The sequence below is a fragment of the Xanthomonas hawaiiensis genome (assembly GCF_031834635.1).
GTDB classification, from domain to species: Bacteria; Pseudomonadota; Gammaproteobacteria; order Xanthomonadales; family Xanthomonadaceae; genus Xanthomonas_A; species Xanthomonas_A sacchari.
This window is the reverse complement of the sequence record NZ_CP115873.1, coordinates 3,367,904-3,393,718: the sequence shown is the minus strand read 5'-3', so window position 1 is coordinate 3,393,718 and position 25,815 is coordinate 3,367,904. Positions and strand designations below refer to the sequence as shown.

Annotated in this window: 26 protein-coding genes; 10 read left to right on the top strand and 16 right to left on the bottom strand. The window is 70.1% G+C overall.

Translation table 11 applies throughout. From position 1 onward, the window contains the following. Positions 1–757 precede the first annotated feature (757 nt). The 11 genes from PG878_RS14535 to PG878_RS14485 form a co-directional block, all read right to left on the bottom strand. Positions 758–1,549: an anti-sigma factor gene (locus PG878_RS14535; protein WP_209031937.1), complete on the bottom strand. Its 792-nt coding sequence runs from the start codon at positions 1,547–1,549 to the stop codon at positions 758–760. Next, on the bottom strand, positions 1,546–2,103 hold the full coding sequence (locus tag PG878_RS14530) for a sigma-70 family RNA polymerase sigma factor (protein WP_209031936.1): 558 nt from the start codon (positions 2,101–2,103) through the stop codon (positions 1,546–1,548). The genes PG878_RS14535 and PG878_RS14530 overlap by 4 nt, the downstream gene beginning before the upstream one ends. Positions 2,104–2,161: 58 nt before the next feature. Beyond that, positions 2,162–2,533, bottom strand: coding sequence for a DUF4345 domain-containing protein (locus tag PG878_RS14525; protein ID WP_209031935.1), 372 nt, complete (start codon positions 2,531–2,533; stop codon positions 2,162–2,164). 88 nt (positions 2,534–2,621) lie between these two features. Continuing rightward, on the bottom strand, positions 2,622–3,410 hold the full coding sequence (locus PG878_RS14520; protein ID WP_209031934.1) for a hypothetical protein: 789 nt from the start codon (positions 3,408–3,410) through the stop codon (positions 2,622–2,624). A 90-nt stretch (positions 3,411–3,500) separates the two neighbouring features. Further along, positions 3,501–3,911, bottom strand: coding sequence for an Rnf electron transport complex subunit RnfB (rnfB, locus tag PG878_RS14515; protein WP_209031933.1), 411 nt, complete (start codon positions 3,909–3,911; stop codon positions 3,501–3,503). 269 nt (positions 3,912–4,180) lie between these two features. Beyond that, entirely contained in the window at positions 4,181–4,678 is a 498-nt protein-coding gene (locus PG878_RS14510; RefSeq protein ID WP_209031932.1) for a hypothetical protein, read from the bottom strand. Between the two features lie 231 nt (positions 4,679–4,909). Then, complete coding sequence (locus PG878_RS14505; RefSeq protein WP_209031931.1) at positions 4,910–5,500, bottom strand: HAD family hydrolase; 591 nt, start codon at positions 5,498–5,500, stop codon at positions 4,910–4,912. A 95-nt stretch (positions 5,501–5,595) separates the two neighbouring features. Then, the gene (gene metG / locus PG878_RS14500; RefSeq protein ID WP_209031930.1) at positions 5,596–7,662 is read right to left on the bottom strand and encodes a methionine--tRNA ligase; all 2,067 of its coding nucleotides are present in this window, start codon (positions 7,660–7,662) and stop codon (positions 5,596–5,598) included. 381 nt (positions 7,663–8,043) lie between these two features. After that, on the bottom strand, positions 8,044–8,496 hold the full coding sequence (locus PG878_RS14495) for a DUF2147 domain-containing protein (RefSeq protein ID WP_010342365.1): 453 nt from the start codon (positions 8,494–8,496) through the stop codon (positions 8,044–8,046). A gap of 126 nt (positions 8,497–8,622) precedes the next feature. Beyond that, entirely contained in the window at positions 8,623–9,012 is a 390-nt protein-coding gene (gene gloA2, locus PG878_RS14490; RefSeq protein ID WP_209031942.1) for an SMU1112c/YaeR family gloxylase I-like metalloprotein, read from the bottom strand. A 2-nt stretch (positions 9,013–9,014) separates the two neighbouring features. Next, the gene (locus PG878_RS14485; RefSeq protein WP_209031929.1) at positions 9,015–9,380 is read right to left on the bottom strand and encodes a VOC family protein; all 366 of its coding nucleotides are present in this window, start codon (positions 9,378–9,380) and stop codon (positions 9,015–9,017) included. A gap of 114 nt (positions 9,381–9,494) precedes the next feature. Here PG878_RS14485 and mmuM point away from each other — a divergent pair, with 114 nt between their 5' ends. After that, positions 9,495–10,433 carry a homocysteine S-methyltransferase gene (gene mmuM, locus PG878_RS14480; protein WP_209031928.1) on the top strand — a complete coding sequence of 313 codons (939 nt, stop codon included), beginning with the start codon at positions 9,495–9,497 and terminating at the stop codon, positions 10,431–10,433. 385 nt (positions 10,434–10,818) lie between these two features. On the opposite strand, the gene PG878_RS14475 is transcribed toward mmuM, so the two are convergent. From PG878_RS14475 to PG878_RS14465, 3 genes are all read right to left on the bottom strand, one after another. Then, positions 10,819–12,693: a DUF885 domain-containing protein gene (locus PG878_RS14475; RefSeq protein ID WP_209031927.1), complete on the bottom strand. Its 1,875-nt coding sequence runs from the start codon at positions 12,691–12,693 to the stop codon at positions 10,819–10,821. A gap of 199 nt (positions 12,694–12,892) precedes the next feature. After that, positions 12,893–13,666, bottom strand: a complete 774-nt coding sequence (locus PG878_RS14470; protein WP_425611749.1) for a queuosine precursor transporter — start codon at positions 13,664–13,666, stop codon at positions 12,893–12,895. Between the two features lie 5 nt (positions 13,667–13,671). Continuing rightward, complete coding sequence (locus PG878_RS14465; protein ID WP_209031926.1) at positions 13,672–14,349, bottom strand: DUF502 domain-containing protein; 678 nt, start codon at positions 14,347–14,349, stop codon at positions 13,672–13,674. 87 nt (positions 14,350–14,436) lie between these two features. Between PG878_RS14465 and PG878_RS14460 the strand changes: the two genes are divergently transcribed. Then, positions 14,437–15,768: a hypothetical protein gene (locus tag PG878_RS14460; protein WP_209031925.1), complete on the top strand. Its 1,332-nt coding sequence runs from the start codon at positions 14,437–14,439 to the stop codon at positions 15,766–15,768. 17 nt (positions 15,769–15,785) lie between these two features. On the opposite strand, the gene PG878_RS14455 is transcribed toward PG878_RS14460, so the two are convergent. Further along, positions 15,786–16,250, bottom strand: coding sequence for a DUF4442 domain-containing protein (locus tag PG878_RS14455; protein WP_209031924.1), 465 nt, complete (start codon positions 16,248–16,250; stop codon positions 15,786–15,788). 183 nt (positions 16,251–16,433) lie between these two features. Beyond that, positions 16,434–17,294, bottom strand: coding sequence for a thioredoxin (gene trxA, locus PG878_RS14450; RefSeq protein WP_209031923.1), 861 nt, complete (start codon positions 17,292–17,294; stop codon positions 16,434–16,436). Positions 17,295–17,448: 154 nt separating this feature from the next. Here trxA and PG878_RS14445 point away from each other — a divergent pair, with 154 nt between their 5' ends. From PG878_RS14445 to rlmH, 8 genes are all read left to right on the top strand, one after another. Then, on the top strand, positions 17,449–18,072 hold the full coding sequence (locus PG878_RS14445) for a DUF998 domain-containing protein (protein ID WP_209031922.1): 624 nt from the start codon (positions 17,449–17,451) through the stop codon (positions 18,070–18,072). 218 nt (positions 18,073–18,290) lie between these two features. Continuing rightward, entirely contained in the window at positions 18,291–20,933 is a 2,643-nt protein-coding gene (gene leuS / locus PG878_RS14440; protein WP_209031921.1) for a leucine--tRNA ligase, read from the top strand. Positions 20,934–21,060: 127 nt separating this feature from the next. Further along, a complete protein-coding gene (locus tag PG878_RS14435; RefSeq protein ID WP_209031920.1) occupies positions 21,061–21,675 on the top strand; it encodes an LPS-assembly lipoprotein LptE in 615 nt (204 codons plus the stop codon). A 101-nt stretch (positions 21,676–21,776) separates the two neighbouring features. Then, positions 21,777–22,811 (top strand): DNA polymerase III subunit delta, encoded by a 1,035-nt coding sequence (gene holA, locus PG878_RS14430; protein WP_209031919.1) that lies wholly within the window; start codon positions 21,777–21,779, stop codon positions 22,809–22,811. Between the two features lie 23 nt (positions 22,812–22,834). Further along, positions 22,835–23,599, top strand: a complete 765-nt coding sequence (nadD, locus tag PG878_RS14425) for a nicotinate-nucleotide adenylyltransferase (protein WP_209031918.1) — start codon at positions 22,835–22,837, stop codon at positions 23,597–23,599. Positions 23,600–23,655: 56 nt separating this feature from the next. After that, positions 23,656–24,069 (top strand): ribosome silencing factor, encoded by a 414-nt coding sequence (rsfS, locus tag PG878_RS14420; protein ID WP_209031917.1) that lies wholly within the window; start codon positions 23,656–23,658, stop codon positions 24,067–24,069. Continuing rightward, positions 24,062–25,219, top strand: a complete 1,158-nt coding sequence (locus PG878_RS14415; protein ID WP_244672679.1) for a J domain-containing protein — start codon at positions 24,062–24,064, stop codon at positions 25,217–25,219. The genes rsfS and PG878_RS14415 overlap by 8 nt, the downstream gene beginning before the upstream one ends. A 22-nt stretch (positions 25,220–25,241) precedes the next feature. Then, positions 25,242–25,712, top strand: a complete 471-nt coding sequence (rlmH, locus tag PG878_RS14410) for a 23S rRNA (pseudouridine(1915)-N(3))-methyltransferase RlmH (RefSeq protein WP_209031916.1) — start codon at positions 25,242–25,244, stop codon at positions 25,710–25,712. Positions 25,713–25,815 lie beyond the last annotated feature (103 nt).

The window sequence follows — 25,815 nt, the reverse complement described above, 5'->3', positions numbered from 1 at the left end:
CCTTCGGGGCACCTTCCCCCGAAAAGGGGGCCATGGTCCCGACGGGAGAAGGGAATTCGCGGTCCCGATGGGCGAAGGAATTGTCTACGGCGCCAACTGCAGCGTGCTAAGGCGTTATTGCCCCTCTCCCATCGGGAGAGGGGTTGGGGTGAGGGTACGGCGCGAAGCCCTCGCGCATCCAACTTGCGCTACCGGACGCTGCACGAGGCTTCGCTCGTACCCTCATCCGTCCCTTCGGGGCACCTTCCCCCGAAAAGGGGGCCATGGTCCCGACGGGGGAAGGGAATTCGCGGTCCCGATGGGCGAAGGAGTTGTCTACGGCGCCAGCTGCAGCGTGCTGATGCGTTATTGCCCCTCTCCCATCGGGAGAGGGGTTGGGGTGAGGGTACGGAGCGAAGCCCTCGCGCATCCAACTTGCGCTACCGGACGCTGTACGAGGCTTCGCCCGTACCCTCATCCGCCCCTTCGGGGCACCTTCCCCCGAAAAGGGGGCCATGGTCCCGACGGGAGAAGGGAATTCGCGGTCCCGATGGGCGAAGGAGTTGTCTACGGCGCCAGCTGCAGCGTGCTAAGGCGTTATTGCCCCTCTCCCATCGGGAGAGGGGTTGGGGTGAGGGTACGGAGCGAAGCCCCCGCGCATCCAACTTGCGCTGCCGGACGCTGTACGAGGCTTCGCCCCTCCCCTTATCCGCCCCTTCGGGGCACCTTCTCCCGGCGGGAGAAGGGAATCTGCGGTCCCGAGGGGAGAAGGGGTTGTCTACGGCGCCAACTGCAGCGTGCTGATGCCGCCCTTGGCCACGACCGGACCGGTGGCGACGCCGCCGGGCGCGCCGCCGGGCGGTTCCATGGTCACCGCCAGCACCGCGCCGTCGCTGAGCATGGGCATCAGCGCATCGGGAATGCGCGCCACCCGCGCCTTTGCCTCGTCGAACACGCCCATCGAACGCGCCTTGCCGTCGGCCGGGATCAGCCACAGCTCGGGCACGCGGGCACTGTCGTGGGTGCCGCTCAGCGGCGTGAGGGTGATGCTGCGCTTGTCGGCGTCCATCAGCGCCACGTAGCCGGGCTTGCCGTCGTCCTGCATCAGCGTGGAGGTCATCGCGACGCCGCTGGGCTTGGGCGGGGTGGTGGTGGCGACCGGTGGCGGCTGCGCGGCCGGCGGCGGCACCGGCGCACGCGCCAGCAGCAGCGCCAGCAGGCAGGCGGTGGCGGTGGCGAAGCCGCCGGCGCTGAGCCAGCGCCAGGTCCGCACGCTGTCCCAGAATCCGGGCGCAGCGGGCCGCGCGCGCGGCGCAGGCGCATCCAGGCCCAGCGAGGCGCGGATGCGCACCCATACGCGTTCGGGTACCGCCACGGGGGCGATCTCGTCGGCCAGCGGCATCAGGTGCTGCTGCCACTGCAGCACCGCTTCGGCGAAGGCGCGGTCGCTGTCGATGCGCGCTTCGGCAGCGCGGCGCTCCTGCGCGTCGAGCACGCCGAGCACGTATTCGCCGGCCAGCACGTCGCGCGGCGGCGGGGTTTCCTGCGGATCGGACACGGAGGCGTTCATCGTTCCAGGCACGCTTTCAGTTTGGCCAGGCCGCGGCGGATCCAGCTCTTGACCGTGCCCAGCGGCGTGCCGCTGCGCTGGGCCAGTTCTTCGTAGGTGATGCCCTCGAAGAACGCGGTGCGGATCAAATCGCCGCGCGGCGGCTCCAGTTCGCCCATGCACACGTCCAGGCGCCGTCCCGCCACCCGCCACTCGGTATCGGCGAGCGGATCGCGGCCTTCGTCCTGCAGTTCACCTGCGTCGTCCAGCGCCACCGACTGCCGCGCCGGGGCGCGTGCGCGCAGATGGTCGATGGCCTTGTTGCGGGCGATCATGGTCAGCCAGGTCAGGCCGCGCGCGCGCTGCGGGTCGAACTGCGCGGCCTTGCGCCAGACCGAGGAGAACACTTCCTGCAACACGTCCTCGGCTTCGCCGCGCTGCGGCACGATGCGCAGGCACACGCCGAACAGGCGCGAGGCGGTGGTGCGGTACAGGCGTTCGAACGCGGCGCTGTCGCCGGCCGCGGTGGCGACCAGCAATTGTCCTGCTTCGTCGTGATCGGGCGACTCGGTCATGCCGGGAGACGGTGGCGAAGGTCGGCGCGATGCTACAGGCTTTCGCCGCGGCCGTCGCTCAGGCGCGCTGGCGTCGCCACAGGACGAGGGCGGCGAGCAGCAGGACGATCTCGAACGCGGCCAGGCCGGTCGTGGTCGGGCCGACCGGCCACAGCCGCAGCAGGCTGGCGCTGCGGTAGAGCACGATGGGCACGTAGAACGCCAGCGCCAGGAGCAGGCCGGTGCGCAGTTGCCCGGTGCGGGCAAAGTAGCCGAACAGGAACGCCATGCCCAATTGCAGGCCGCCGTAGATGACCAGGTATTCGGACTGGCCGGAGCGGTCCAGGCCGATATATCCCACCGCCGCGGCGGTCTGCGCCGGCAGCAGCGTGCACCAGACGGCCAGGAGCGCGTACAGCGCGGCGTTGAACCACAGGTAGGCCTTGGCCATGAGGTGTCCTCGTCGATGCGCGGGCGATGCGCAGGCATGGTTGTAGCGGGTGCGGCGATGGCCGGCGTGAATGCGCTGGCGGCGCGGCTCAGCGCGCGCTGCATTGCGCGACCAACGTTTGCTGCAGCGCCTGCGCCCAGGCGCCGGCATCGGCCTGGCCGCGCAGGCGTTCGGGGAATTCGATGCGCACGTTCGGGTAGCGGCCGCGCGCGTCGCGGATGTTGCCGACGCCGCGGAACTCGAGCAGGCGCCGGTCCTGGCGTGCATAGGCGACGCTGAGGTCGGGCAGCAGCGTGCCGTACCAGGCGGCCAGGCTCAGGGTGTAGCGCTGCACTTCGGCGTCGGCCGGGCCGGGCGCGATGCGGAACTCGAGCGTGCGCAGTTCGCTGGGCAGCACGAAGGCGATGCGCTGCGGCGCGCCGCTGCCCAGGCTGTCCCAACGCTGGCGCAGGTAGGCGTCGAAACCGGCGTCGATCACCTGCGCCTGGTCGCTCTTGGGCAGTGGCGCACGCCGCTCGGCCTGGCCCTTGGCCTGGCTGAACATCTCACGCCCGCTGCCGCTGCGGCGCACGCCCTCGCGATATCCGCTACGCGCATCGACCAACTCGAAGTCCGGCGCGGCGCTGCCATCGTCCACGCGCTTGCGCGCGAATGCGCTGCCATCGGCGCACTGGTACAGCACCACGCGCGCGCCATCGTCGCGTACCCAGTGGCTTTCGCGGTACAGCACCTGCTTGCCGTCGGCGGCGTAGGCGATGCCCTCGTAGTGCAGCATCGCCCTGGCCGGTGCCGCGGCGACGAGCGCGGCGGTACTCAGGGCCAGGGCCAGCGGCAGGTGCGGTCGGGAGAACGGGAAGGCGGCGGTCGGCGTCGGCATGCACGGCGCTCCGGTGGGATGACACCAGGACATACGCGGCCGGCGCCGATCCGGATGCGCCCGCGGTGGCGGTCGCGCGGGGAGGCGGTCTCAGCGCAGGACGATGCAGTCCACCGGGCAGGCCGGCAGGCACAGCGCGCAGCCGGTGCACAAGGGCGCCAGCACCGTGTGCATGTGCTTGGCGCCGCCGACGATGGCGTCCACCGGGCAGGCCTGGATGCACTTGGTGCAGCCGATGCAGTCGGCTTCGACCACCCACGCCACCTGCGGCGGCGTGTGCGTGCCGCGGCTGCGGTCGTAGGGCAGGGCGGGCACCCCGAGCACCCGCGCCAGCGCGCGCGCGCCGGCGTCGCCGCCGGGCGGGCAGCGGTCCACCTGGGCGGTTCCGCGCGCCATCGCCTCGGCATACGGACGGCAGCCATCGAACCCGCACTGGCCGCATTGGGTCTGCGGCAGCAGGCGATCGAGGCGTTCGAGCAGGGAGTCGGGGGCGGGCGTCATGGCAGGGGCGGCGCGTGCGGTACGGCGTGCGACAAAAGGAAGGCGCGCGCATCCGCGCTGGATGGTCGGTGCCTGCGGCATGCAGCGGTCGCCGCATTGTAGCGCGTGGCGCGCAGGCACCTGGGCCCTGCGGCTTCTTTCATCGCCGCGCGTCGGTGCACAACACCCTTACTCGTCGCTGGCGCGCGGCTGCGTCGCGCGGCATGGCCGGCGGCGCGCTAGGCTCAGGCCGGAATTGCTGCGCGCCTGCCTACGCCGGCATGGCGCGCTCAGCGCCCCGAGCCGGTGTCGACCTGTACGCGCACTGCCATGCCTTGCAGGAACAGCGCGCGCTCGGCGGGAGCGGCATCGAGGTGGATGCGCACCAGATCGCGTCGTGCGACCTTCACGGCGTTGCCTTGCGCCGACGCGGGCTCGTCCGCCTGCGGAATGACGACGGTGACGACACCGGGCACCTGGACGCCTGGCGCCTGCGGCGGGCTGACCAGGGCACGCTGCCAGAGGCGGATCGCGACGGGGTCCTCATGCTTGAAGCGGGCGAGCACGATGACTTGCGCGGCGGGAGGCGATGTGGAGGTGACCTGGGCATCGTCGCTGCTCCTGATGCGGTCGTGGTGCTGCCACCGCAGGGCGACGCCAACCGCCACGCAGGCCAGCACCAGCAGCGCGGCGATGGACAGGATGACCAGGGCGATGCGCGCAGCGCGGTCCGGCGGGCGTGGCGCGGACGGCTGCGGCAAGGGCGGAATGTGCGTCGTGGCGGTCATACAGGTCCGGGAGCATGTGGGATGGGGGAGTGTGCGTCGCGATCGTCGTTGACGCGACCGGCGCCCGCTTGATCGATTCGTGCGTTTGCGTACGCGCGCATTCGCGAAGGTCACGGCATTCGTACCACGCCCGATCCGGCCCGCAGCGTCGCTCCGTACTCGTGCGCGCGAAGGCCGCCGGACTCGCGCCAGGCCCGGACCGGCCTGCGGCGCCGCCCGATACCGCCGTGATCAGGCGATGCGGCGCCCGCGGTACCAGCGCTCGTGCGCCAGCGCCAGCATCGGCCGATCCTCGCGGCTGTCGCCGTACGCGTAGATGCGCGGATAGGCGCTGAGGTCGTACTGCATGCGGATCAGGGCGGCCTTGCGCGGCCCGCAGTCGCCGTGGCGATAGCGGCCGGTCAGGCGCCCGTCCTGCGCTTCCAGGCGATTGCAGATCAGGTGCAGCCCATGCTGCTTGCACCAGGGTTGCAGATACAGGTCCAGCGAACCGGAGACCAGCGCCACGCTGTGCCCCTGCGCCTGATGCCAGGCGATCCGCTGCATCATGTCCGGCCGCAGCAGCGGCGGCAGCGCCTCCTGCGCATAGCGCTCGGCTTCGCGGGCGATCTCGTCTGCGTCGCGTCCGGCGAACACCAGCAGGGTGACCCGCGTGCGCAACGCCGCCGCCGACACCAGCCCAAGCCGGTAGCCGGCCAGCCATGGCCCGACCGCCCAGCGCGCCTGCGCCTGCTGCGCCGGCGTGGCCACCCGCCGCAGGAACCCCGCATAGGTATCGGCGGTGGTGACCGTGTGGTCGAAGTCGAAGAGGGCCAAGTCCATGGGAATGGGGAATGGGGAAACGGGAATCGTAAAAGCGGGTCTGGCGGCGGGCTGCAGCTCTGCGATTCCCGATTCCCGATTCTCCTTTCCCGGCCTTACCGCACCGGCATGCCCGGCTGCGCGCCGCTGTCGGCGTCGAGCAGGGCCAGGGCGCCGCCGTCGAAGCCGGCCGACAGGATCATGCCTTCGCTGAGGCCGAAGCGCATCTTGCGCGGGGCCAGGTTGGCGATGAACACCACGTTGCGGCCGACCAGCTTGTCTGGCTCGCCGTAGCTGCCGCGGATGCCGGAGAAGATCTGCCGCTTGCCCAGTTCGCCGGCGTCCAGTTCGAAGCGCAGCAGCTTGTCCGAGCCTTCGACGAACTCGCAGGCCAGCACCTTGCCGATGCGCAGGTCGAGCTTGGCGAAGTCGTCGATGCCGATGTGGCCGGGATTGGGGAGTGGGGATTCGGGATTCGCAGCGACCTTCGTTTCGGTCTTGGCCGGCGCCGGCTTGGTTGCGGCCGGAGCGGGGGCGAGGGTGTCCTTGGAGGCGTCGGTCATGGCGTCGAGCAGCTTGGGGTCGAGACGGGTGAACAGGGGGGCGTAGGGCTGGATGGCGTGCGCCAGAAGCGGGGCGTCGAGGTCGTCCCAGGCGGTGAGCGGGGCCGACAGGAAGGCCTCGGCCTCGGCGCAGGTGCGCGGCAGCACCGGCTTGAGCGCGGCGGCCAGCACGCGGAACAGGTTCAGGCCCTGCGTGCACACGGCCTGCAGTTGCGCTTCGGCGCCGTCCTGCTTGGCCAGCACCCAGGGCTTGTGTTCGTCGATGTACTTGTTGGCCTCGTCGGCCAGGGCCATGGTCTGGCGGATCGCGCTGGCCGGGTCGTTGCGCGCGTAGGCCTCGCGGATCGGCGCCAGCGCGGCGACGAAGCGCGCGTACTGCGCCGCATCCGGCAGCGCATCGGCGAGCGTGCCGCCGAAGCGCTTGTCGATGAAGCCGGCGCAGCGGCTAGCCAGGTTGACGAACTTGCCGACCAGGTCCGCGTTGACCCGCGCCACGAAGTCGCCCAGGTTCAGGTCGAGATCGTCGACGCCGCCGGAGGACTTGGCCGCGAAGTAGTAGCGCAGCGCTTCCGGCTCCAGGCCCACGTCCAGGTAAGTGCGGGCCATCACGAAGGTGCCGCGCGACTTGGACATCTTGGCGCCGTCGACGGTCAGGTAGCCGTTGACGTGCAGCCGGGTCGGCGCGCGGTGGCCGGTGCCGTGCAGCACCGCCGGCCAGAACAGGCCGTGGAAGTTGACGATGTCCTTGCCGATGAAGTGGTGCAGTTCGGTGGCGGTGTCGGCGGCCAGGTGCGGCTCGAACGCTTCGCCCAGGCTCGTGCACAGGGTCTGGAAGCTGCTCAGGTAGCCGATCGGCGCGTCCAGCCACACGTAGAAGTACTTGCCCGGCTGACCGGGAATCTGGAAGCCGAAGTAGGGCGCGTCGCGCGAGATGTCCCAGGCGCGCAGGCCACCTTCGCTGTCCAGCCATTCCATCAGCTTGGCCTTGACCCCGGGCAGGGCCACGTCGCCGGCCAGCCACTGCCGCAGGAAGCCGTCGAAGCGGCCGACCTCGAAGAAGAAGTGCTCCGAATCGCGCAGCTCCGGCGTGGCGCCGGAGATCACCGACTTGGGCTCTTTCAGTTCGGTCGGGGAATAGGTGGCGCCGCAGACCTCGCAGTTGTCGCCGTACTGGTCGGCGCTGCCGCAGTTCGGACAGATGCCCTTGATGTAGCGATCGGGCAGGAACATGCCCTTGGCCGGGTCGTAGAACTGCGCCACCGAGCGCCGCGCGATGTGGCCGCCGGCGTCGAGCTTGGCGTAGAACGCCTCGGTCAGCGCGCGATTGGCGTCCGAGTTGGTCGAGTCGTAATGGTCGAAGGCCACGCCGAACGCGGCGAAATCGCGCTCGTGGCTGGCCTGGACGGCGGCGATGAAGCTCTCTGGTGTGACCCCGGCCTTCTCCGCGGCCAGCATGATCGGCGTGCCGTGGGTGTCGTCGGCGCACACGAACCAGGTGCGGTCGCCGCGCAGCCGCCGCGCGCGCACCCAGATGTCGGCCTGGATGTAACCGACCAGATGCCCCAGATGCAGCGGTCCGTTGGCATAGGGCAGGGCGGTGGTGACGAGGGCGGTGGTCATGGCGGCCGGCGTTTCTGGGGGCCGGGGATTATTGCATGGAGCCGGGAATGGGGAGTTGGGAATGGGGAATCGCAAGAGCGGCCGCTCGCGACCCGATGGCCACGAAAAAGGCGCCTTTGCAGGCGCCTTGTCGGAGTGGGGCGGCATCAGGCCGGCAGATGCCGCTTTTTACGATTCCCGATTCTCCACTCCCGACTCCCGGCTTCTATTGCATGGAGCCGGGAATGGGGAGTTGGGAATGGGGAATCGCAAGCGCGGCCGCCCGCGACCCGATGGCCACGAAAAAGGCGCCTTTGCAGGCGCCTTGTCGGAGTGGGGCGGCATCAGGTCGGCAGATGCCGCTTTTACGATTCCCGATTCTCCACTCCCGATTCCCAGCTTCTACTCCCTGATCCAGGTCTGCGTCCGCCCCAGCGCCTCGATGCCGATGTAGCCGCGCATCTGCAGCTTCTTGCCGCCGTCGGTGAGGGTGATCTTGGCCTTGTAGGTCTTGCCCTTGGCCGGGTCCAGCACCGAGCCGCCGTCCCACACCGCCGTGCCGTCGGGCTTGAGGCCCCACAGGATGGTCATGCCCTTGATCGGCTTGCCCTTGCGCTCGCCGTCGCACTTGTCGCACATCGGGTTGGGGCCGTGGTTGGATTGCAGGATCTCCACCACCTTGCCGCTCAGCGTGCCGTTGCCGGCCTGCTCGATCTGCACGATCGACTTGGGCTTGCCGGTTTCGTCGTCGATGGTCTGCCAGCGGCCGACCGGCGAGGTGTCGGCGGCGTGCGCCATGAATGCCGCCGCGCTCAGCGGCAGGGCCAGCATCAGGGTCTTGAAGCTCGTGCGCATGTTCCCCTCCCGAGGGATGTCCGGTGCGGCCGGCGCGATGCCGGCCTGACCCGACTGTATACCCAAGCGTATGGTGCTGGGAATCCGCACTGCGTCATGCGGTTCAGCGTGGCCGGCGGTGGGCGTTCAGCCGTTTTCGTACAGTTCCAGCGGCAGGTCGTCGGGGTCGGCGAAGAAGGTGAAGCGACGGCCGGTGTATTCGTCGACGCGGATCGGCTCGACCGCCACGCCGTGCGCCTGCAGGTGCGCGACGGCCGCGTCCAGGTCGCGCACGCGCAGCGCCAGGTGGCGCAGCCCGCAGGCTTCCGGGCGGCTCGGCCGCGGCGGTGGCGCGGGGAACGAGAACAGTTCGATCTGGCTGCCGTCGGGCAAGGCCAGGTCCAGTTTCCAGGAGTCGCGCGCGTCGCGGTAGACCTCGGCGATCACCGGCAGGCCCAGGACGCGGCAATAGAAGTCCTTGGAGCGCGCGTAGTCGGAAGCGATGATCGCTACGTGGTGCAGGCCGTCGAGGGTCAGGCTCATCGGCACAGCGCCTGTCCGAATTGCAGCAGATGGCCGTCCGGATCGCGGATCGCGAATTCGCGCATGCCGTAGGCGAAGTCTTGCAGAGGATAGACGATACGCGCGTGCGGCTGCAGCCGCTGCCACCAGGTATCGACCTCGTCGGTGCGGAAGTACAGCGAGCAGGTGGCGTCGGAAATGGTGGCCTCGCCCTCCGACAGTCGCGTGGCCAGCATCAGCGCCAGTGGACCGTGCCGCAGCGACACCCAGCCCGTCGCCACCGTGCCGCTATCGAGGCGAAACGCCAGCGTTTCGGTGTAGAAGGCCAGCGCCGTGGTCAGGTCGGCACAGCGCAGCATCGGGGTCAAAGAAGTGAAGGTCATGGGTTGACCCGGCGCGAGCGAAGGAAGCGATCCATCTGCGGAGGATAGCGCAGCGTCGCGACCGCGCCGCCGCCGTCTGCGACACTGCGCGTTCCGTCGCTGCGAGGCCGCGCCATGCCGTACAACCCGCTCGCCACGCTGCTGGCCGAGGACCGTTGCCTGGTGCTCGATGGCGCGCTGGCCACCGAGCTGGAACGGCGCGGCTGCGATCTGCGCGATCCGCTGTGGTCGGCGAAGATCCTGCTGGAACAGCCGGACCTGATCCGCCAGGTGCATCGGGACTATTTCGCCGCCGGCGCGCAGTGTGCGATCACCGCCAGCTACCAGGCCACGCCGCAGGGTTTTGCTGCGCGCGAGATCGACCTGGCGCAAGCGCAGCGCTTGATCGCGCGCAGCGTCGAACTGGCGCAGCAGGCACGGCAGGCGCATCTCGCACGGCATCCGCAGGCAGGGCCGTTGCTGGTCGCCGGCTCGGTGGGTCCGTATGGCGCCTATCTGGCCGACGGGTCCGAATACCGTGGCCACTACGCGTTGCCGCGGGCGGCATTGCGGGATTTCCACCGCCCGCGCATCGCCGCGCTGGTGGAAGCCGGCGTGGACCTGCTGGCCTGCGAGACGCAGCCGTCCCTGCCGGAAATAGCGGCCTTGCTGGAGGTGCTGGAGGCATTCCCGCAGAGCGTCGCCTGGTTCACCTGCACCCTGCGCGATGCCACGCATCTCAGCGACGGCACGCCGTTGCGTGAGGTGGTGGCATTGCTCGACGGCCATCCGCAGGTGGTGGCGCTCGGCGTGAACTGCGTCGCGCCGTTGCTCGCCACGGAGGCATTGCGCCACTTGGCGACGCTGACCCGCTTGCCGCTGGTGGTGTATCCGAACGCGGGCGAGCGTTACGACGCCGACCGCAAATGCTGGCAGGCCGGCAGCGCTGACGCTGTGGCCCTGGCCGACCACCTCACCGCCTGGCGCGCCGCCGGTGCGCGCCTGATCGGCGGTTGCTGCCGCACCACGCCGCAGGACATCGCGCAGCTGGCGCGGCGTCTGGCAGCGGCGTAGCGATGAGGCCGGTTATCTCGTACTCGACCGCACGATGTCTGCGCTGGTGGTGTTCCAGTGCATATCGGGACTGGTCAGTCGCCTCCGGCTTTTGTGGGAGGGACTTCAGTCCCGACGCGTTGCAGTGAAAAGCGTCGGGACTGAAGTCCCTCCCACACGGGGTCCGTGCGCGCCCAATGTCCTGATGGACTGGTCTGCTATTCGCACCGAGTGGGATGAGCGCAACGGGAGGGTGCTGGCGCCGCCGCCGATGTGGCCTTTCGTAGGAGCGGCTTCAGCCGCGACCGGGCTTCACCAGGAATGCCCCATCGCGGCTGAAGCCGCTCCTACAAAAACCCCCGCGACGCCTCAGGCCAAAAGCCCCGCGAGCGAAGCGGCGCACCGCTCAGCCCTTCTTGCTCGCCACCCAGCGCTCGATCTTTTCCTGCAGCACGTTCAGCGGTACCGAGCCGTCCTTCAGCACTTCGGCATGGAACTCGCGGATGTCGAACTTGTCGCCCAGTTGCGTGCGGGCGTAGTCGCGCAACTGCAGGATCTTCATCTCGCCGATCTTGTAGGACAGCGCCTGGCCGGGAATGGCCATGTAGCGCTCGGCCTCGGCTTCGGCATCGGTGCGGCTGGTGGCCGAGTTCTGCAGCATGTAGTCGATCACCTGCTCGCGGGTCCAGCCCTTGCTGTGCACGCCGGTGTCCACCACCAGGCGGATCGCGCGCCACAGCTCGTTCTGCAGGTAGCCGAAATAGTTGTACGGGTCCTGGTACAGGCCAAGGTCCTTGCCCAGCGATTCGGCGTACAGGCCCCAGCCTTCGATGAAGGCGGTCTCGCCGCCGAAACGGCGGAACTTGGGCAGGTTGGTCAGTTCCTGCTGCAGGTCGAGCTGGAAGTGGTGGCCGGGAATGGCCTCGTGCAGGTACAGGTCTTCCGCATCCCAGGTCTTGCGGCTGGGCAGGTCGTAGGTGTTGACGTAGAAGATGCCGGGGCGGCCGTCCTCGCTGGGGCGCATGTACGAGCCGCTGGCCGCCGACTGCGCGCGGTACGGCTCCACCGGGCGGATCTCGAACGCGGCCTTGGGCTTGAGCGAGAACATGCGCGGCACCGCCGCGTCGACCCGGCCTTCCAGGCCGCGGTAGTAGCTCAGCAGCTCGTCCTCGCTCCTGAAGCTGAAGCGCTTGTCGGTCTGCATGAATTTGAAGAACTTCTGCATCGAACCGCGGAAGCGCACCTGCTTCATCACCGCCTGGATCTGGCCCTGGATGCGCGCCACCTCGTCCAGGCCGATCTGGTGGATCTGGGCCGGGGTCAGGTCGGTGGTGGTGCTCTGGCGCACGTTCCAGGCGTACCAGGCATCGCCGCCGGGCAGGGCGCCGACGCCGGCGGTGCTGCGCGTGGCCGGCAGGTACTCGGTGGCGATGAAGCCGCGCAGCGAGCGGTAGGCGGGCATGATGCGGTACTCGATCATGCGCTTGTATTCGGCGGTGATGCGCTGCTTCTCGGCCTCGGGGATGTCGGCGGGCAGGTTGCGCACCGGACCCCAGAACAGGCTCTCCTCGGCGGTGGGCTTGATGATCGCATCCAACTGCGGCAGCACCTTCTCCATCAGCGCGCGCGGCTGCACCACGCCGGCCTTCATGCCCTCGCGCATGTTGGCGATGGCCTGGTCGAACAGCGCCGGGATGCCGAGCGCGCGCCGCGACCAGTTGTCGTAGTCTTTGACCGTGTGGAACGGCTGCGCGCCGGTGCCGGAGCCGAGCATCACCATGATGCTGCCGACGTTGTAGAACTGGTTCACCGGCTGCATCCAGCTCGGGTACTTCTCCGCCTCCAGCGCGTTGCGCGCATCGCCGACGAAGATCTCGTAGCTGAGCAGGTCCTGCCCGGTCAGGCCGTCCTTGCCGATCGCCTCGGCCTTGCCCAGCCACTCCACGGTGAAGTCGTGCGACTGCTGGCGGAACGCGGCCGAGAGGAAGTTCGGCAACTGGTCGTTGTAGCGGCTGTCGCCCTGGAAGGTGGCCTGCAGCGGATTGAGCTTGAGCGAGGCTTCCCAGTAGTCGTCGTACAGCTTGTTCAACTGCTGTGCCTTGGTCAGCACCACCGGGGCCGGCGCCGGACGCGCCTTGCGGGCCTTGCTCGCCTTGGCGCGGGTCTGCGCGGTGGTCTGCTTGGTGGTCTTCTTCTTGGCCGCATCCGCCGGGGCCGCCAGCGACAGGCTCAGGGCGGTGGCGATGGCCAGGGACAGCAGGCGGGAAAAGCGGGGCGGCATTGCGGGCTCCAACGACAAGCGAGCGGGGAGCTTGCCCGATCCGCACCGCCGAGGCCACCCATGGCCGCTGCCCGCGGGCGCCCGCCACCCTGTCGCAGGCGGGCGCCGTGGCGCCACGGGCCAGGCGGCAGCGGCCTCTGCGGCGCTGCACGATGGCCGCGCGCGAGGGCGTGCGGGGCGCTCGCGCGTAGGCCGGCGTTCAGTCGGCGGCGGCTTCCTCGCGCAGTTGCTCGGCGCGCTCGGGGGTCAGGTAGTCGGTGATCAGGCGCCGCATCAGGTACAGCAGCGGGATCAGCAGCACCGCCAGCAGCATCTTGCAGATGTAGTTCAGCGTGCTCACCGCCAGGAACAGCTGCATCGACCAGTGCTGCGGGCCGAGCACGAAGGCGATGTAGATCACCACGAAGCTGTCGATCAGCTGCGAGACCGCGGTGGAGCCGGTGGCGCGCAGCCACACGTGCTTCTCGCCGGTCACGCTGCGGATGCGGTGGAACACCGCCACGTCGATCAACTGGCCGGCCATGAACGCGACCAGCGAGCCGGCGATGGTCCACATGCCCTGGCCGAACACCGCGGCGAACGCGGCCTGGTAGTCGGGCACGCCCTGGTTCTGCGCGGCGGCGACCCAGAACCCGGCCGGCGCCAGCGCGATCGCGGCGAAGGCGAACAGGAAGCCATAGCCGATCAGCCCCACCGCCAGCCAGGAGATGAAGCGCACGCCGCGGCGGCCGAAGAACTCGTTGATGGTGTCGGTGAGGATGAACACCAGCGGCCACAGCAGGGTGCCGGCGGTGAAGTTCATCGAGCCGGTCTGCCCGAACAGGTTCCAGTTCAGTGGCGCGATGCCCAGGGTGTCTTCCAGGGCGAAGATCTTGACCCCGATGAACTCGGCCAGCGCGGCGTTGACGCAGAAGAACGCCGCCAGGGCGATGAACAGCCGGACCGCGCGGTCGTCGAGCGTGCCGCGGCGCATCGGCGTCAGCGGTCCACGGTCCGGGTGAAGGGCACGCTCTCCGGCGCCACCGCGCCGCCGGAGATGATGAAGCTCATGGCCTGGTCCACGCTCCAGTCGGTGGGCGTGAGCAGTTCCACCGGCACGATTTCCAGGTAGCCGGAGGTCGGATTGGGCGTGGTCGGCACGTACACCGCGGCCAGCTCGCGGCCGGTGCCGTGTTCCTTGATCACCCGCGTCACCAGGCCCACCGACTTCATGTCCCGGTGCGGGAAGTCGATCAGCACCACGCGCTGGGTACTGCCGGGCTGGGTCTGCAGGATGTCCACCAACTTGCGCACGCTGTCGTAGACCACGCTGGCCAGCGGGATGCGGCGCATCACCGCCTCGAACCAGCGCAGCAGGCGCTGGCCGATCATGCGCCGACTCAGGAAGCCGACCAGCAGGATCACCGCCAGGGTGGCGATCAGGGCGATGGTGTTCTGCACCCACTGCGCAGTGGCCCAGCCCAGCTCGCGCGGGAACGACGCGGCGATGCGCACCGACAGCGGCACCACCCAGGGGCTGCTGATGCCCGAGAGCAGCACGAACACGAACTTGACCACGACCCAGGTCAGCCAGATCGGCAACAGGGTCAGCAGGCCGGTGAAGAACAGCCGTTGCAGGGACGGGCGGGGAGTGGGGGCGGCGAGATCGGGCGACATCCGCGTAGTGTAGCGGCGCCTCGCGCCTGCCGCTGCGCCCGGCGGCTAAGATGGCGCACTCTGTGCAGGTGCGATTGGGGGAGCGCTGTGGCGAAGATCGGCAGGTGGCTGGCGTACGTATCCGGCGTGGTGCTGCTGCTTGCCGTGGCGCTGTATGTGGCGTCGCGGTGGTGGCCGGTGCCGGCGGCGCAGCGCACCGCGCTGGCGCAGTTGCGGCAACCGTTGCCGCCGCTGCGGGGGCCGAACCTGTTCGTTGACCTTTGGCTATTGCCCTACAGCGTGCCCTCGGCCCAGCGCCAGGCGCTGCTCGACGAAGATGTGCGGCGCTTCAGGCACCGGCCTGTCGGTGTGGCCTTCCGGAGCGCCGCCAGTCGCTATCCGCGCGTCCCGGACTGGCCGACCGCCGGCCCGCCCCGCTGCAGCTGGCGCGGCGATGACTGCATCGCCAAGGTGCGCGCAGCGCGTCAAGCGTATGCCGCAGCTCTGGCGACCCAGGCGCCGTTGCTGGCGGCGATGCCGGCCGCGTCTGGCGCAGCGGAGTACCGCAGCCCCTTCACCGACAGCACCGATCTCCAGCTGCCGGCCTTTTCGCTGCTGCAGATCCCGTTGACGCAGCATGCCCTGGATTTCGTGGAAGGCCGCCGCGACGCGGCGCTGCAGGGCGTCTGCAGCGATGCCGCTGTGGCCCGGGCCCTGCTGGGCAGCGGCGACAACCTGATCACTGCGATCATCGGCGCGTCGATGCTGCGCGGCAATGCCCGCTTGTTCGCCGACATGCTCGCCGAGTTGCCGCCGCAGGCGCTGCCTGCGCAGTGCACGCAGGCATTCGCGCCGCTGCAGATCGACGGCGTGAGCCTGTGCAGGTCGCTGCGTGGCGAAGCGCACTGGGCATTCGCGGCGTTCGACGAACTCGCCAGCGGCCGCCACGCCGTACAGCGGCGCTGGTACGAATCGGCACTGATCCCGTTGGCGTTGAACGCCGAGCGCAGCAAGGCCAGGCTGGCGCCAGGGTTTACCCGCGCCTGCGCCGACGATGCGCGCGCCACCCTGATAGCGGATCTGCCGCCGACCGCAGCGCAGGTGTCGGCACCGGTGGCAGAGCTCTCGATGGGCTGCGTCGCCAACGCCCTGGGCTGCGCGATGACGCGGGAGCCGCAAACGTCGTTCGTCAGCTACCAGGCGTCGTTGCAGGATGCCGCGGCGACGATGCGGCTGGCCTCGGCCCTGCTGTGGTTAAGTGCGCATCCCGGGACGCAGCCGTTGCCGCAGCGCCTGGCAGCGCTACCGGCCGATCTGCGCGGTGCGCGTCGCCCGTTGCAGGCGACAGCGGACGGCCAGGCGCTGCAGGTGGCGCTGTATGCGGACAGCGACGGCGATACGCTGCGTTTGCCGTTGCCGGGCAGCCGGCGGCGGCCCTGAGGGCGTCGGCACCTCCGTCATCCGCCTCGACCTGCTATCGCCGGCTTGCGCTTGACGTACAGCTGCTTGCGCGTCCTCGCCACCACCTCGCCGTGGGCGTCGACCACGTCGGTCTCGAACCAGCGCAGATGCTTGTCGCCGCTAGCGGTAGCGGCGCGCAGTTCGTCCAGCAGCGCCTGGTCCAGGTCGAACCGCGCGCTGACCGTGCCGCGGCCCGGCCGCACGAACTCGATGCTGCCGGCCTTGTCCCAGACGTAATAATCGCGCCCCAGGTTCTGCATGGTCAGCAGCATCCAGAACGGGTCGGTCATGGCGAACAGGCTGCCGCCGAAATGGGTGCCGACGTAGTTGCGGTTCCACGGGCGCATGCGCAGTTCGACCCGCGCGTGGCGGTAGTCGTCGCTCAGCGCGGTCACGTGGATGCCGGCGAACAGGAACGGCGGCCACAGGTTCAGGCCCAGGCGGAACAGCGATGGCTTCATCGTGCGGGAGGGGCGGAAACAGAGAGCGCGAGCCTACCAGACGCATGCGTATGGTGCATCGGCGGGGCGCCTGTTGCACGCGCTGGCGCGCCTGACGTCGGCAGCAGCGGCCAGTCGCATGACCGACCGCCGCGACGGCGTCGGCGGCGCACGCGGCCCGCCGACGCCAGTGCCGCGGCCGCCTCAGAACAGCAGGGCGGACATCTTGCGGCGGTACTGCCCCACCAGGTCCTCGTCCTCGATCACCCGGAACGCGTCGATCAGCGCCTTCTTGGGCAGGCCGTCCTCGAACGTGCGGTCCTGGCGCAGCATCTCCAGGAACTGCTCCAGCGCGGCCGCGTCGTCGCCGCCGACCAGGTGGCGTACGCCCAGCAGGTAGCGCGCCTTGAGATCGGCCGGATCCTGCGCCAGGGTCGCCTGCAGGGTCTCCAGCGGCGGCGCGGCCTGCAGCGCGCCGACGAAGCCCAGTCGCGCCCGTGCCCGCACCGCGCGCTCGTCGGTGGCCAGGTTGGCCGGCAGCGCGTCGATCAGGATCTCGGCCTCGGCGGCGGCGCCGACCTTGACCAGGGCCAGGGCCAGATCCAGCTTCAGTTCGTCCTTGTCCGGCTCCGCCGCCACCGCCTCGCGCAGCCGCTGCACCTCGGCCTGCGGATCCAGCGGCGCGGCCGGCACGTCCTCGGCCGGTTCCTGCGCCGCCAGCGGCACGATCCCGTGCTGGGTCAGGAACTCGCGCAACTGGCCTTCGGGCAGGGCGCCGGGGAAGCCGTCGACCAGTTGCCCGCCCTGGACCAGGAACACCGTCGGCACCGAGCGGATCTGGAACGCCGCGGCGATCTGCTGCTCCTGGTCCACGTCGACCTTGGCCAGAACGAAGCCGCCGTTGTACTCGGCCGCCAGTTTTTCCAGGATCGGGCTCAGGGTCTTGCACGGGCCGCACCAGGGCGCCCAGAAGTCCACCAGCACCGGGGTCTGCAGCGAGCGCTGCAGCACCTCGGCTTCGAAGGTCTCGGTCTTGGCGTCGAAAACGTGGGGCGTGTCGGACATGGGCGGTGTCATCGCAGGCGAGAGGACGCTCTGTATGGAGGCGCGACGCCGCCGATGCAAGGGCAGCGGCGCCGCGCCACACGTGCCGGCCGCGGCCGCAGCGGCGACAATGCCCGGCTGGAGGCGCCATGGCGGCGCGAAAGGACGGTGGCGGATGGGCGAGGTGAGCGAACGGGTGCTGCGCTGGATCGGGCCGCTGCTGGCGGTGGCCGCGGTGGCGGCGATGCTGGGCTTCGGCGCGGTGCTGCCCGGCTATCTGCCGTGGTCGCATCCGCTGGCCCTGCTCGGTGCGCGCGGCATCCCGCATGCGTGGGCGTTCAACCTGTTGGCATTCGTGTTGCCCGGATGTCTGGCGATGGGCCTGGCGCTGCGGCTGCTGCGCCGCGCCGGCCGCCTGGCGCCCTGGTCGTTGCGCGTCGGTGGGCAGTTGCTGCTGTTGGCCGGCCTGGCCTTCGCCGACATGGGCCTGCTGCCGCTGGACCCGACCGACCTGGAGGCGCGCGCGACCCAGTTGCATGCCAGCGCCTGGCTGCTGTGGGTGGTGGCGACGGTGGCGGCCGCGGCGCTGCTGGGGTTGGGCGCGCGCCGCGATCCCGCCGCACGCGGCTGGGCCGCGCTGGCGCTGGCGATGGCGTTGCTGGTGGCGCTGGGCGCGTTCGCGCTGGACCGGCTGCTGTCGCCGGCGCTGGCGCAGCGGCTGGTGTTCCTGCTGTGGTGGGGCTGGCTGGCCCTGCTGGCCTGCTGGCCCGGACCCCGGGCGGTCGTGTCGCGCCGCTGACCTGGCGGTTGCGCAGTTGGTCGCCGCGGCGAGGGAAGCCCGCGTGCGGCCCGGCATGCCCGACCCTATCGCCGATGACGCTGCGGCCGCGGCTCCGGCGGGTCTCCAGGGCCTGGTCGTGGTTGGCCACCCGTGCCGTCCGTCGCCGGGATTGGAGCGGCTTGCCGCGCTACGGTACCCTTGGCCGCTTTGTTGCCGCCTGGCCCTTGCCCGTTTCCATGTCCGCCGTCGAGCCCACCGCCTACGACCCGCAGCAGGTCGAATCCTCCGCCCAGCAGTTCTGGGACGCCACCCGCGCCTTCGAGGTCGACGAGACCTCCGACAAGCCCAAGTTCTACTGCCTGTCGATGCTGCCGTACCCGTCCGGGGCGCTGCACATGGGCCACGTGCGCAACTACACCATCGGCGACGTGATCAGCCGCTACCAGCGCATGATCGGCAAGAACGTGCTGCAGCCGATGGGCTGGGACGCGTTCGGCCTGCCGGCCGAGAACGCGGCGATCAAGAACAAGACCGCGCCGGCGAAGTGGACCTACGCCAACATCGACCACATGCGCAGCCAGCTCAAGTCGCTGGGCTATGCCATCGACTGGTCGCGCGAGTTCGCCACCTGCCGGCCCGAGTACTACGTGCACGAGCAGCGCATGTTCACCCGGCTGATGCGCAAGGGCCTGGCCTACCGCCGCAACGCGGTGGTGAACTGGGACCCGATCGACCAGACCGTGCTGGCCAACGAGCAGGTCATCGACGGCCGCGGCTGGCGCTCCGGCGCGCTGGTGGAAAAGCGCGAGATCCCGCAGTGGTTCCTGCGCATCACCGACTACGCGCAGGAACTGCTGGACGGCCTGGATCAGTTGCCGGGCTGGCCGGAGTCGGTCAAGACCATGCAGCGCAACTGGATCGGCCGCTCCGAGGGCCTGGAGATCCAGTTCGACGTGCGCGACGCCGACGGCAGCGCGCTGGACCCGCTGCGCGTGTTCACCACGCGCCCGGACACGCTGATGGGCGTGACCTTCGTGTCCATCGCCAGCGAGCATCCGCTGGCGCTGCATGCGGCCAAGTCCAATCCCGAGCTGGCCGCGCTGCTGGCCGAGCTGAAGCAGGGCGGGGTCTCCGAGGCCGAACTGGAAACCCAGGAAAAGCGCGGCATGGACACCGGCCTGACCGCGGTGCATCCGATCAGCGGCGAGCAGGTGCCGGTGTGGGTCGCCAACTTCGTGCTGATGGGCTATGGCACCGGCGCGGTGATGGCGGTGCCCGGCCACGACCAGCGCGATTTCGAGTTCGCCAGCAAGTACGCCCTGCCGATCCGCCAGGTGATCGCACTGAAGGCGCCGAAGAACGACGACGAGCGCAGCTACGACCCGAGCCGCTGGCAGGACTGGTACGGCGACAAGACCCGCGAGCTGGAGCTGGTCAATTCCGCCGAGTTCGACGGGCTGGACTTCCAGGGCGCGTTCGAGGCGCTGGCCGAGCGCTTCGAGCGCAAGGGCCAGGGCCAGCGCCGGGTCAACTACCGCCTGCGCGACTGGGGCGTCAGCCGCCAGCGCTACTGGGGCTGCCCGATCCCGGTGATCTACTGCCAAAGCTGCGGCGCGGTGCCGGTGCCGGAAGACCAGCTGCCGGTGCTGCTGCCGGAGAACGTGGCCCTGAGCGGCACCGGCTCGCCACTGAAGACCGACCCGGAATGGCGCAAGACCACCTGCCCGCAGTGCGGCGCGGCGGCCGAGCGCGAGACCGACACCTTCGACACCTTCATGGAGTCGAGCTGGTACTACGCGCGCTACACCTCGCCCGGCGCCAAGGACATGGTCGACAAGCGCGGCAACTACTGGCTGCCGGTGGACCAGTACATCGGCGGCATCGAGCACGCGATCCTGCACCTGATGTACTTCCGCTTCTTCCACAAGCTGCTGCGCGACGCGCGTCTGGTGGACAGCGACGAGCCGGCGACCAACCTGCTGACCCAGGGCATGGTGATCGCCGAGACCTTCTACCGGCAGAACCCGGACGGCTCCAAGGACTGGATCAACCCGGCCGACGTGGACGTGCAGCGCGACGACAAGGCGCGGGTGATCGGCGCGGTGCATCGCGGCGACGGCCAGCCGGTGCTGATCGGCGGCACCGAGAAGATGTCCAAGTCCAAGAACAACGGCGTCGATCCGCAGGCGATGGTCGGCAAGTACGGCGCCGACACGGTGCGCCTGTTCTCCATGTTCGCCGCGCCGCCGGAGCAGTCGCTGGAGTGGAACGAGGCCGGCGTCGACGGCATGGCGCGGTTCCTGCGCCGGCTGTGGGCGCAGGTGCACAAGCATGTCGCCGACGGCGCCGCGCCGGCGCTGGACCCGGCCGCGCTCGACGCCGAGCACAAGGCGCTGCGGCGCAAGACCCACGAGACCATCGGCAAGGTCGCCGACGACTACGGCCGCCGCCACAGCTTCAACACCGCCATCGCCGCGGTGATGGAGCTGACCAACGCGCTGGCCAAGTTCGACGACACCGGCGATCAGGGCCGCGCGGTGCGCCAGGAAGCGCTGGAAGCGGCGGTGCTGCTGCTCAACCCGATCACCCCGCACGCCAGCCACGCGCTGTGGCAGGCGCTGGGCCATCCGGCGACGCTGCTGGAAGACGTGCCGTTCCCGCAGCCGGACCCGGCCGCGCTGGTGCGCGACGCGGTGACCCTGGCGGTGCAGGTCAACGGCAAGCTACGCGGCACCATCGAGGTCGGCGCCGACACCCCGCGCGAGCAGATCGAGGCGCTGGCCCAGGCCGAGCCGAATGCGGCCAAGTTCCTGGAAGGGCTGAGCATCCGCAAGATCATCATCGTGCCGGGCAAGATCGTGAACCTGGTGGCGGCGTGAGCCGGCGCGCCGCGGCGGCCGCACCGCGGCCGCGCGGTGCGGCACCAGGTCTCAACCCGCGTTCACGCGACGTGCGGCAGGCTAGCGGCCTGTTGCCGCGCCCAGCCGGCTCCTCCAGACTGTGTCCATGACTCGACTCCTGCTCGCTCTCGTCTTCGCGGCGTCCCTGACCGCCTGCGGTTTCCACCTGCGCAACAAGCTGACCCTGCCGGCCGACACGCCGTCGGTGAAGGTGGTGTCCTCGGCGCCGTACAGCGAGCTGGCCAAGCTGCTCGAGCGCGGCCTGCGCGCGGCCGGCGCGCAGATCGCGCCCAAGGACGTCAACACCGGCGTGGCCCGCCTGGAAGTGCTGTCCGAGCGCTGGGGCGACCTGCCGATCGCGCTCGACGCCGAAGGCCGCGCCCAGGAATACAGCCTGCGCTACGCGGCGATCTTCGTGTTCCGCCGTGCCGACGGCAGCGTGCTGGTGCCGCAGCAGGTGATCGAGTTGTCGCGCGACTACGTGTCGCCGCCGACCGACGCCACCGGTACCTCGACCGAGCGCGAGATCCTGGCCGACGAACTGCGCCGCGAGATGTCGGCGTCGATGTTGCGCCGGATCGACAGCGTGGTGCGCGCGCAGGTGCGCGACGGCAAGGACGTCAACGCCGCGCCGCCGTCGACCGACGGCACGCCGGTGGAAGGCAAGCCGGCCGACGGCACACCGGCCGCGGACAAGCCGGCGACCACGCCGCAGCCTTGAGTCTCGCCCCGCTGCTTTCGCCGCCGCCTGCGGCGGCCATGCCGTTCGCCGCAGGCGCGCGGCGTTCGCCGCATCCGCCTGCAGCAGCGTAGGCTGTCGCCATGGAACTGCGTCCCGAACAACTCGCCACCCAGCCGGCGTCGCAGCCGCTGCAGCCGGTCTACCTGATCGCCGGTCCGGAAACCCTGCGCGTGCTCGAAGCCGCCGACGCGGTCCGCGCCCGCGCGCGCGCCGCCGGCATCGGCGAGCGCGAGGTATTCGACGCCGACGGCCGCGACTTCGACTGGGGCCAGCTGTACTCCAGCTTCAACGCGCCCAGCCTGTTCAGCGCGCAACGGCTGATCGAACTGCGCCTGCCCAGCGGCAAGCCCGGCAAGGAGGGTGGCGAGGTCATCACTGCGTTCTGCGCCGACCCGCCGCCGGACGTGGTGCTGCTGATCACCTGCAACGAATGGAGCAAGGCGCACCAGGGCAAGTGGGCCGACGCGGTCGCGCGCATCGGCACCATCGCCGTGGCCTGGGCGATCAAGCCGCACGAACTGGGCGACTGGATCGAGCGGCGCCTGCGCAGCAAGGGCCTGCGCGCCGATGCCGGCGCGGTGCAGCGCCTGGCCGAGCGGGTGGAAGGCAACCTGCTGGCGGCGGCGCAGGAGATCGACAAGCTGGCCTTGCTGGCCGACGGCCAGGGCCTGGACGTGGCGGCGATGGAGTCGCTGGTCGCCGACGCCGCCCGCTACGACGTGTTCCGACTGGCCGAGGCGACCCTCGCCGGACAGGCGCCGGCGGTGCGGCGCATGCTCGCCGGCCTGCGTGCCGAGGGCGAGGCGGTGGCCGCGCTGTTGCCGATTCTGATCAAGGAGCTGCTGCGCACGGCCGCACTGGCCAAGGTGCAGGCCGCCGGCGGCAACCTGGCCGCGGAGATGAAGGGGCAGGGCATCTGGGAGTCGCGGCAGGCCCCGTTCAAGCGCGCCCTGCAGCGCCACGCCGAACCGCGCCGCTGGGAACGCTTCGCCGCCGAGGCCGGCCGCATCGACCGCATCGCCAAGGGCCGCGCCGACGGCGACGCCTGGATCGCCCTGGAGCGCCTGCTGCTGGCGATCGCCGAGGCGCGGGCGGTGCGGTTGTTGGTGGTATGACGGCGGGGAGTCGGGAATCGGGAATGGGGAATGGGAACAGCGGCGCTGCGGTCCCGCCAGAGACTCCGCAGCGCGCGGCTGTTGCTTCTCCCCCATTCCCCATTCCCGATTCCCCACCACTGCATCTGATCTACGGCGGCACCTTCGATCCCATCCACAACGGCCACCTGGCGATCGCGCGGGCGGCGCGGGATGCCTTTGGAGTGCCGGTGCGGCTGATGCCGGCGGCCGATCCGCCGCATCGGCCGGCGCCCGGCGCCGATGCGCAGCAGCGCTGCGCGATGCTGGCACTGGCGATCGCCGACACGCCGGGGCTGGTGCTGGACCTGCACGAAGTGCGGCGCGCGCAGGCCCGGCCCGGCGTGGCGTCCTACAGCATCGACACGGTGCGCGAGCTGCGGGCCGAGCTCGGCGCCGCCGCGCCGCTGGCGCTGCTGATCGGCAGCGACAGCTTCGTCGGCTTCAACGGCTGGCGCGAGTGGCGGGCGCTGCTCGAGGCCGCGCACCTGATCGTCGCCGACCGTGCCGGCAGCGGCTGGGAGCGGGCGGTGCCGGCGGAACTGGCGCAGGCGGTGGCCGGGCGCTGGGCGGAGACGCCACAGGCGCTGACCCGTGTGCCGGGCGGCCGGCTGTGGTGCCTGCGGCAGCCGCTGCGCAGCGAATCGGCCAGCCTGGTGCGTGCGCGCATCGCCGCCGGCGAGGACTGGGCGGCGCTGCTGCCGCCGGCTGTGGCCGCCTACATCCGCGACCACGGTCTGTATGCGCCCGGCGCCGGTCGCGTTGGCTGAATACGCGTCCTGCCGGGGTCGCCTATAATTCGCCCCATTCCATCGAGTTCGCCGCTTTGTCCAGTCAAGCCCACGTCATCAAGACCCAAGTCCCCAATCCGCCGCCGCCGCTGCCGGTCCTGCTCGCCCACGTCCGCGAGGCAGTCGAGGAACTCAAGGCCAAGGACGTGGCGGAAATCGACGTGCGCGGCAAGTCCAGCGTCACCGATTACCTGGTCATCGTCTCCGGCACCTCCACCCGCCACGTGAAGTCGATCGCCGACGAAGTCATCAAGTACGCCAAGCGCCTGGACGTGATGCCGCTGGGCGTGGAAGGCGAGCGCGAGGCCGAGTGGGTGCTGGTCGACCTCGGCGACGTGGTGGTGCACGTGATGCTGCCGCGGGTGCGCGAGTTCTATGCGCTGGAGCGGCTGTGGACGGTCGGCGACCAGCCGCCGGGCGACGACGACGACTCGGGACGCGATGCCTAAGCGGCGCAATCCCGCGCGCAGCGTCGGCAGCGAGGCGTTGCCGGTCAGCATGCGTGCCGGTGCGGCCGTCTCGACACCCGCGACGCCGGCACGCAAGCGCTTCGACTCCCTGGTCAAGCGTCTGCAGCGCGCCCGTGTCCAGTTGCATGCGTGGCAGGAAGCGTTGCCGCGCTGGGAGCAGCGTTTCCACGAGCAGGTCGATCCCTTGCTGCAGGAGCGCGATGCGGCGCAGGTACAGTTGCTGCGGGAACTGGACGCCGCGCATGCCACCTTCAAGCTGAGCAAACGCGATCGCGCCGATCTGTCCGAGTTCATTTGCGAGTTGGCTGCGCTGTTGATCCGGGATGGCGACAACGACGGGCTGAAGGACATCTACGACCGGCATAGCCCGCTCGGATTCGACCAGCATCTGGCCGAGTCCGAGGCATTGCTGACGTCGGTCATCGGTGAGGAATTCGGCCTGACCGAAGAGGAACTGGCGCATATCCATTCCCCGGAAGCGCTGTATGCGCAGGTCCAGGAGCGGCTGCACGCGCAGCAGGCGCATGCGGCCGGGCGCGCCCAGCAGCGCGACAAGCGCCGCCGTGCCGGTGCCGGCAAGGCCGCGCAGGTCGCCGCCGATCCGCAACAGACGCGTCGCGCGCTGTACCGCAATCTGGTCGCCGCATTGCACCCGGACCGCGAACCCGATCCGCAGCAGCGCGAACGCAAGACCGCCTTGATGCAGCGCCTCAACCAGGCGTATCAGAACGACGACCTGCTGGCACTGCTGGAACTGCAACTGGAAATCGGCCAGTTGGATCAGGCCGGCATCGCGGCGATGGCCGAGGAGCGCATCCGCGATTACAACGACCTGTTCGCCGCGCAATTGCGCCAGGTCGAGCAGACATTGGCCGGGCTGGTCGATGACTTCATGGGACGTTACGGTCTTTACGACGGGCGCGCGCCGCAGCCGCAGCGCCTGGATGCGCTGTTGGCGCAGATCAAGCGGCAGGTGCAGGAGGAGATCCGCTCCTGTGCCGACGATCGCGCTGCGGCGCGGCAGGCCGACACGCTGAAGCAATGGCTGAAACGGGAGCGTGCGCGGCTGGCCGAGCAGGGGCTGGACGACGCGACGTACGACGCCCTGCTGCTGGGCGAGCGTTGGTGATGCGCGCCTGCCGCGCGCAGCGATGAAGGCGCGCCTCATCGCCACCGGCGAGCGCGCCCCGGCCTGGGTGGCGCAGGGGTTCGCCGAGTACCGCAAGCGGCTTTCGCACTGGCTGCCGCTGGACCTGGTCGAGATCGAACCCGGCCTGCGCGGCAAGGGCCGCGATGCGCAGCGCGCGATCGAGGACGAAGGCCGCCGGGTCCTGGCGTCGCTGCCGAAGAACGCGCTGGTGGTGGCGCTGGACGTGCCGGGCAAGCAGCACAGTTCCGAGCAACTGGCGCAGCGCATGGAGCACTGGCGTGGACAGGGACGCGATCTGGCGTTTCTGATCGGCGGCCCCGAGGGCCATTCGCCGGAGGTGCTGGCGGTGGCCAGCGAATCCTGGTCGCTGGGGCCGCTGACCTTGCCGCACATGCTGGTGCGGCTGGTGGTGGCCGAGCAGTTGTACCGCGCGGCGGCGATGCTGGCCAATCATCCCTACCATCGCGCCTGACCGCCTGACCGCTGATCGATTGTTCTAACCGGCGGCAGCGTTAGCGTCGGCGCCTGTGCTTGGCGCATGGCCGGTACGAAAAGCCCGGGCTATCGCCCGGGCT

What these genes read in the sequence shown, in the direction of transcription:
- PG878_RS14535 (WP_209031937.1), bottom strand. Translation starts at nt 1,549, where the DNA reads ATGAACGCCTCCGTGTCCGATCCGCAGGAAACCCCGCCGCCGCGCGAC.
- PG878_RS14530 (WP_209031936.1), bottom strand. Translation starts at nt 2,103, where the DNA reads ATGACCGAGTCGCCCGATCACGACGAAGCAGGACAATTGCTGGTCGCC.
- PG878_RS14525 (WP_209031935.1), bottom strand. Translation starts at nt 2,533, where the DNA reads ATGGCCAAGGCCTACCTGTGGTTCAACGCCGCGCTGTACGCGCTCCTG.
- PG878_RS14520 (WP_209031934.1), bottom strand. Translation starts at nt 3,410, where the DNA reads ATGCCGACGCCGACCGCCGCCTTCCCGTTCTCCCGACCGCACCTGCCG.
- rnfB (WP_209031933.1), bottom strand. Translation starts at nt 3,911, where the DNA reads ATGACGCCCGCCCCCGACTCCCTGCTCGAACGCCTCGATCGCCTGCTG.
- PG878_RS14510 (WP_209031932.1), bottom strand. Translation starts at nt 4,678, where the DNA reads ATGACCGCCACGACGCACATTCCGCCCTTGCCGCAGCCGTCCGCGCCA.
- PG878_RS14505 (WP_209031931.1), bottom strand. Translation starts at nt 5,500, where the DNA reads ATGGACTTGGCCCTCTTCGACTTCGACCACACGGTCACCACCGCCGAT.
- metG (WP_209031930.1), bottom strand. Translation starts at nt 7,662, where the DNA reads ATGACCACCGCCCTCGTCACCACCGCCCTGCCCTATGCCAACGGACCG.
- PG878_RS14495 (WP_010342365.1), bottom strand. Translation starts at nt 8,496, where the DNA reads ATGCGCACGAGCTTCAAGACCCTGATGCTGGCCCTGCCGCTGAGCGCG.
- PG878_RS14485 (WP_209031929.1), bottom strand. Translation starts at nt 9,380, where the DNA reads ATGACCTTCACTTCTTTGACCCCGATGCTGCGCTGTGCCGACCTGACC.
- mmuM (WP_209031928.1), top strand. Translation starts at nt 9,495, where the DNA reads ATGCCGTACAACCCGCTCGCCACGCTGCTGGCCGAGGACCGTTGCCTG.
- PG878_RS14475 (WP_209031927.1), bottom strand. Translation starts at nt 12,693, where the DNA reads ATGCCGCCCCGCTTTTCCCGCCTGCTGTCCCTGGCCATCGCCACCGCC.
- PG878_RS14470 (WP_425611749.1), bottom strand. Translation starts at nt 13,666, where the DNA reads ATGCGCCGCGGCACGCTCGACGACCGCGCGGTCCGGCTGTTCATCGCC.
- PG878_RS14465 (WP_209031926.1), bottom strand. Translation starts at nt 14,349, where the DNA reads ATGTCGCCCGATCTCGCCGCCCCCACTCCCCGCCCGTCCCTGCAACGG.
- PG878_RS14455 (WP_209031924.1), bottom strand. Translation starts at nt 16,250, where the DNA reads ATGAAGCCATCGCTGTTCCGCCTGGGCCTGAACCTGTGGCCGCCGTTC.
- trxA (WP_209031923.1), bottom strand. Translation starts at nt 17,294, where the DNA reads ATGTCCGACACGCCCCACGTTTTCGACGCCAAGACCGAGACCTTCGAA.
- PG878_RS14445 (WP_209031922.1), top strand. Translation starts at nt 17,449, where the DNA reads ATGGGCGAGGTGAGCGAACGGGTGCTGCGCTGGATCGGGCCGCTGCTG.
- leuS (WP_209031921.1), top strand. Translation starts at nt 18,291, where the DNA reads ATGTCCGCCGTCGAGCCCACCGCCTACGACCCGCAGCAGGTCGAATCC.
- PG878_RS14435 (WP_209031920.1), top strand. Translation starts at nt 21,061, where the DNA reads ATGACTCGACTCCTGCTCGCTCTCGTCTTCGCGGCGTCCCTGACCGCC.
- holA (WP_209031919.1), top strand. Translation starts at nt 21,777, where the DNA reads ATGGAACTGCGTCCCGAACAACTCGCCACCCAGCCGGCGTCGCAGCCG.
- nadD (WP_209031918.1), top strand. Translation starts at nt 22,835, where the DNA reads ATGGGGAATGGGAACAGCGGCGCTGCGGTCCCGCCAGAGACTCCGCAG.
- PG878_RS14415 (WP_244672679.1), top strand. Translation starts at nt 24,062, where the DNA reads ATGCCTAAGCGGCGCAATCCCGCGCGCAGCGTCGGCAGCGAGGCGTTG.
- rlmH (WP_209031916.1), top strand. Translation starts at nt 25,242, where the DNA reads ATGAAGGCGCGCCTCATCGCCACCGGCGAGCGCGCCCCGGCCTGGGTG.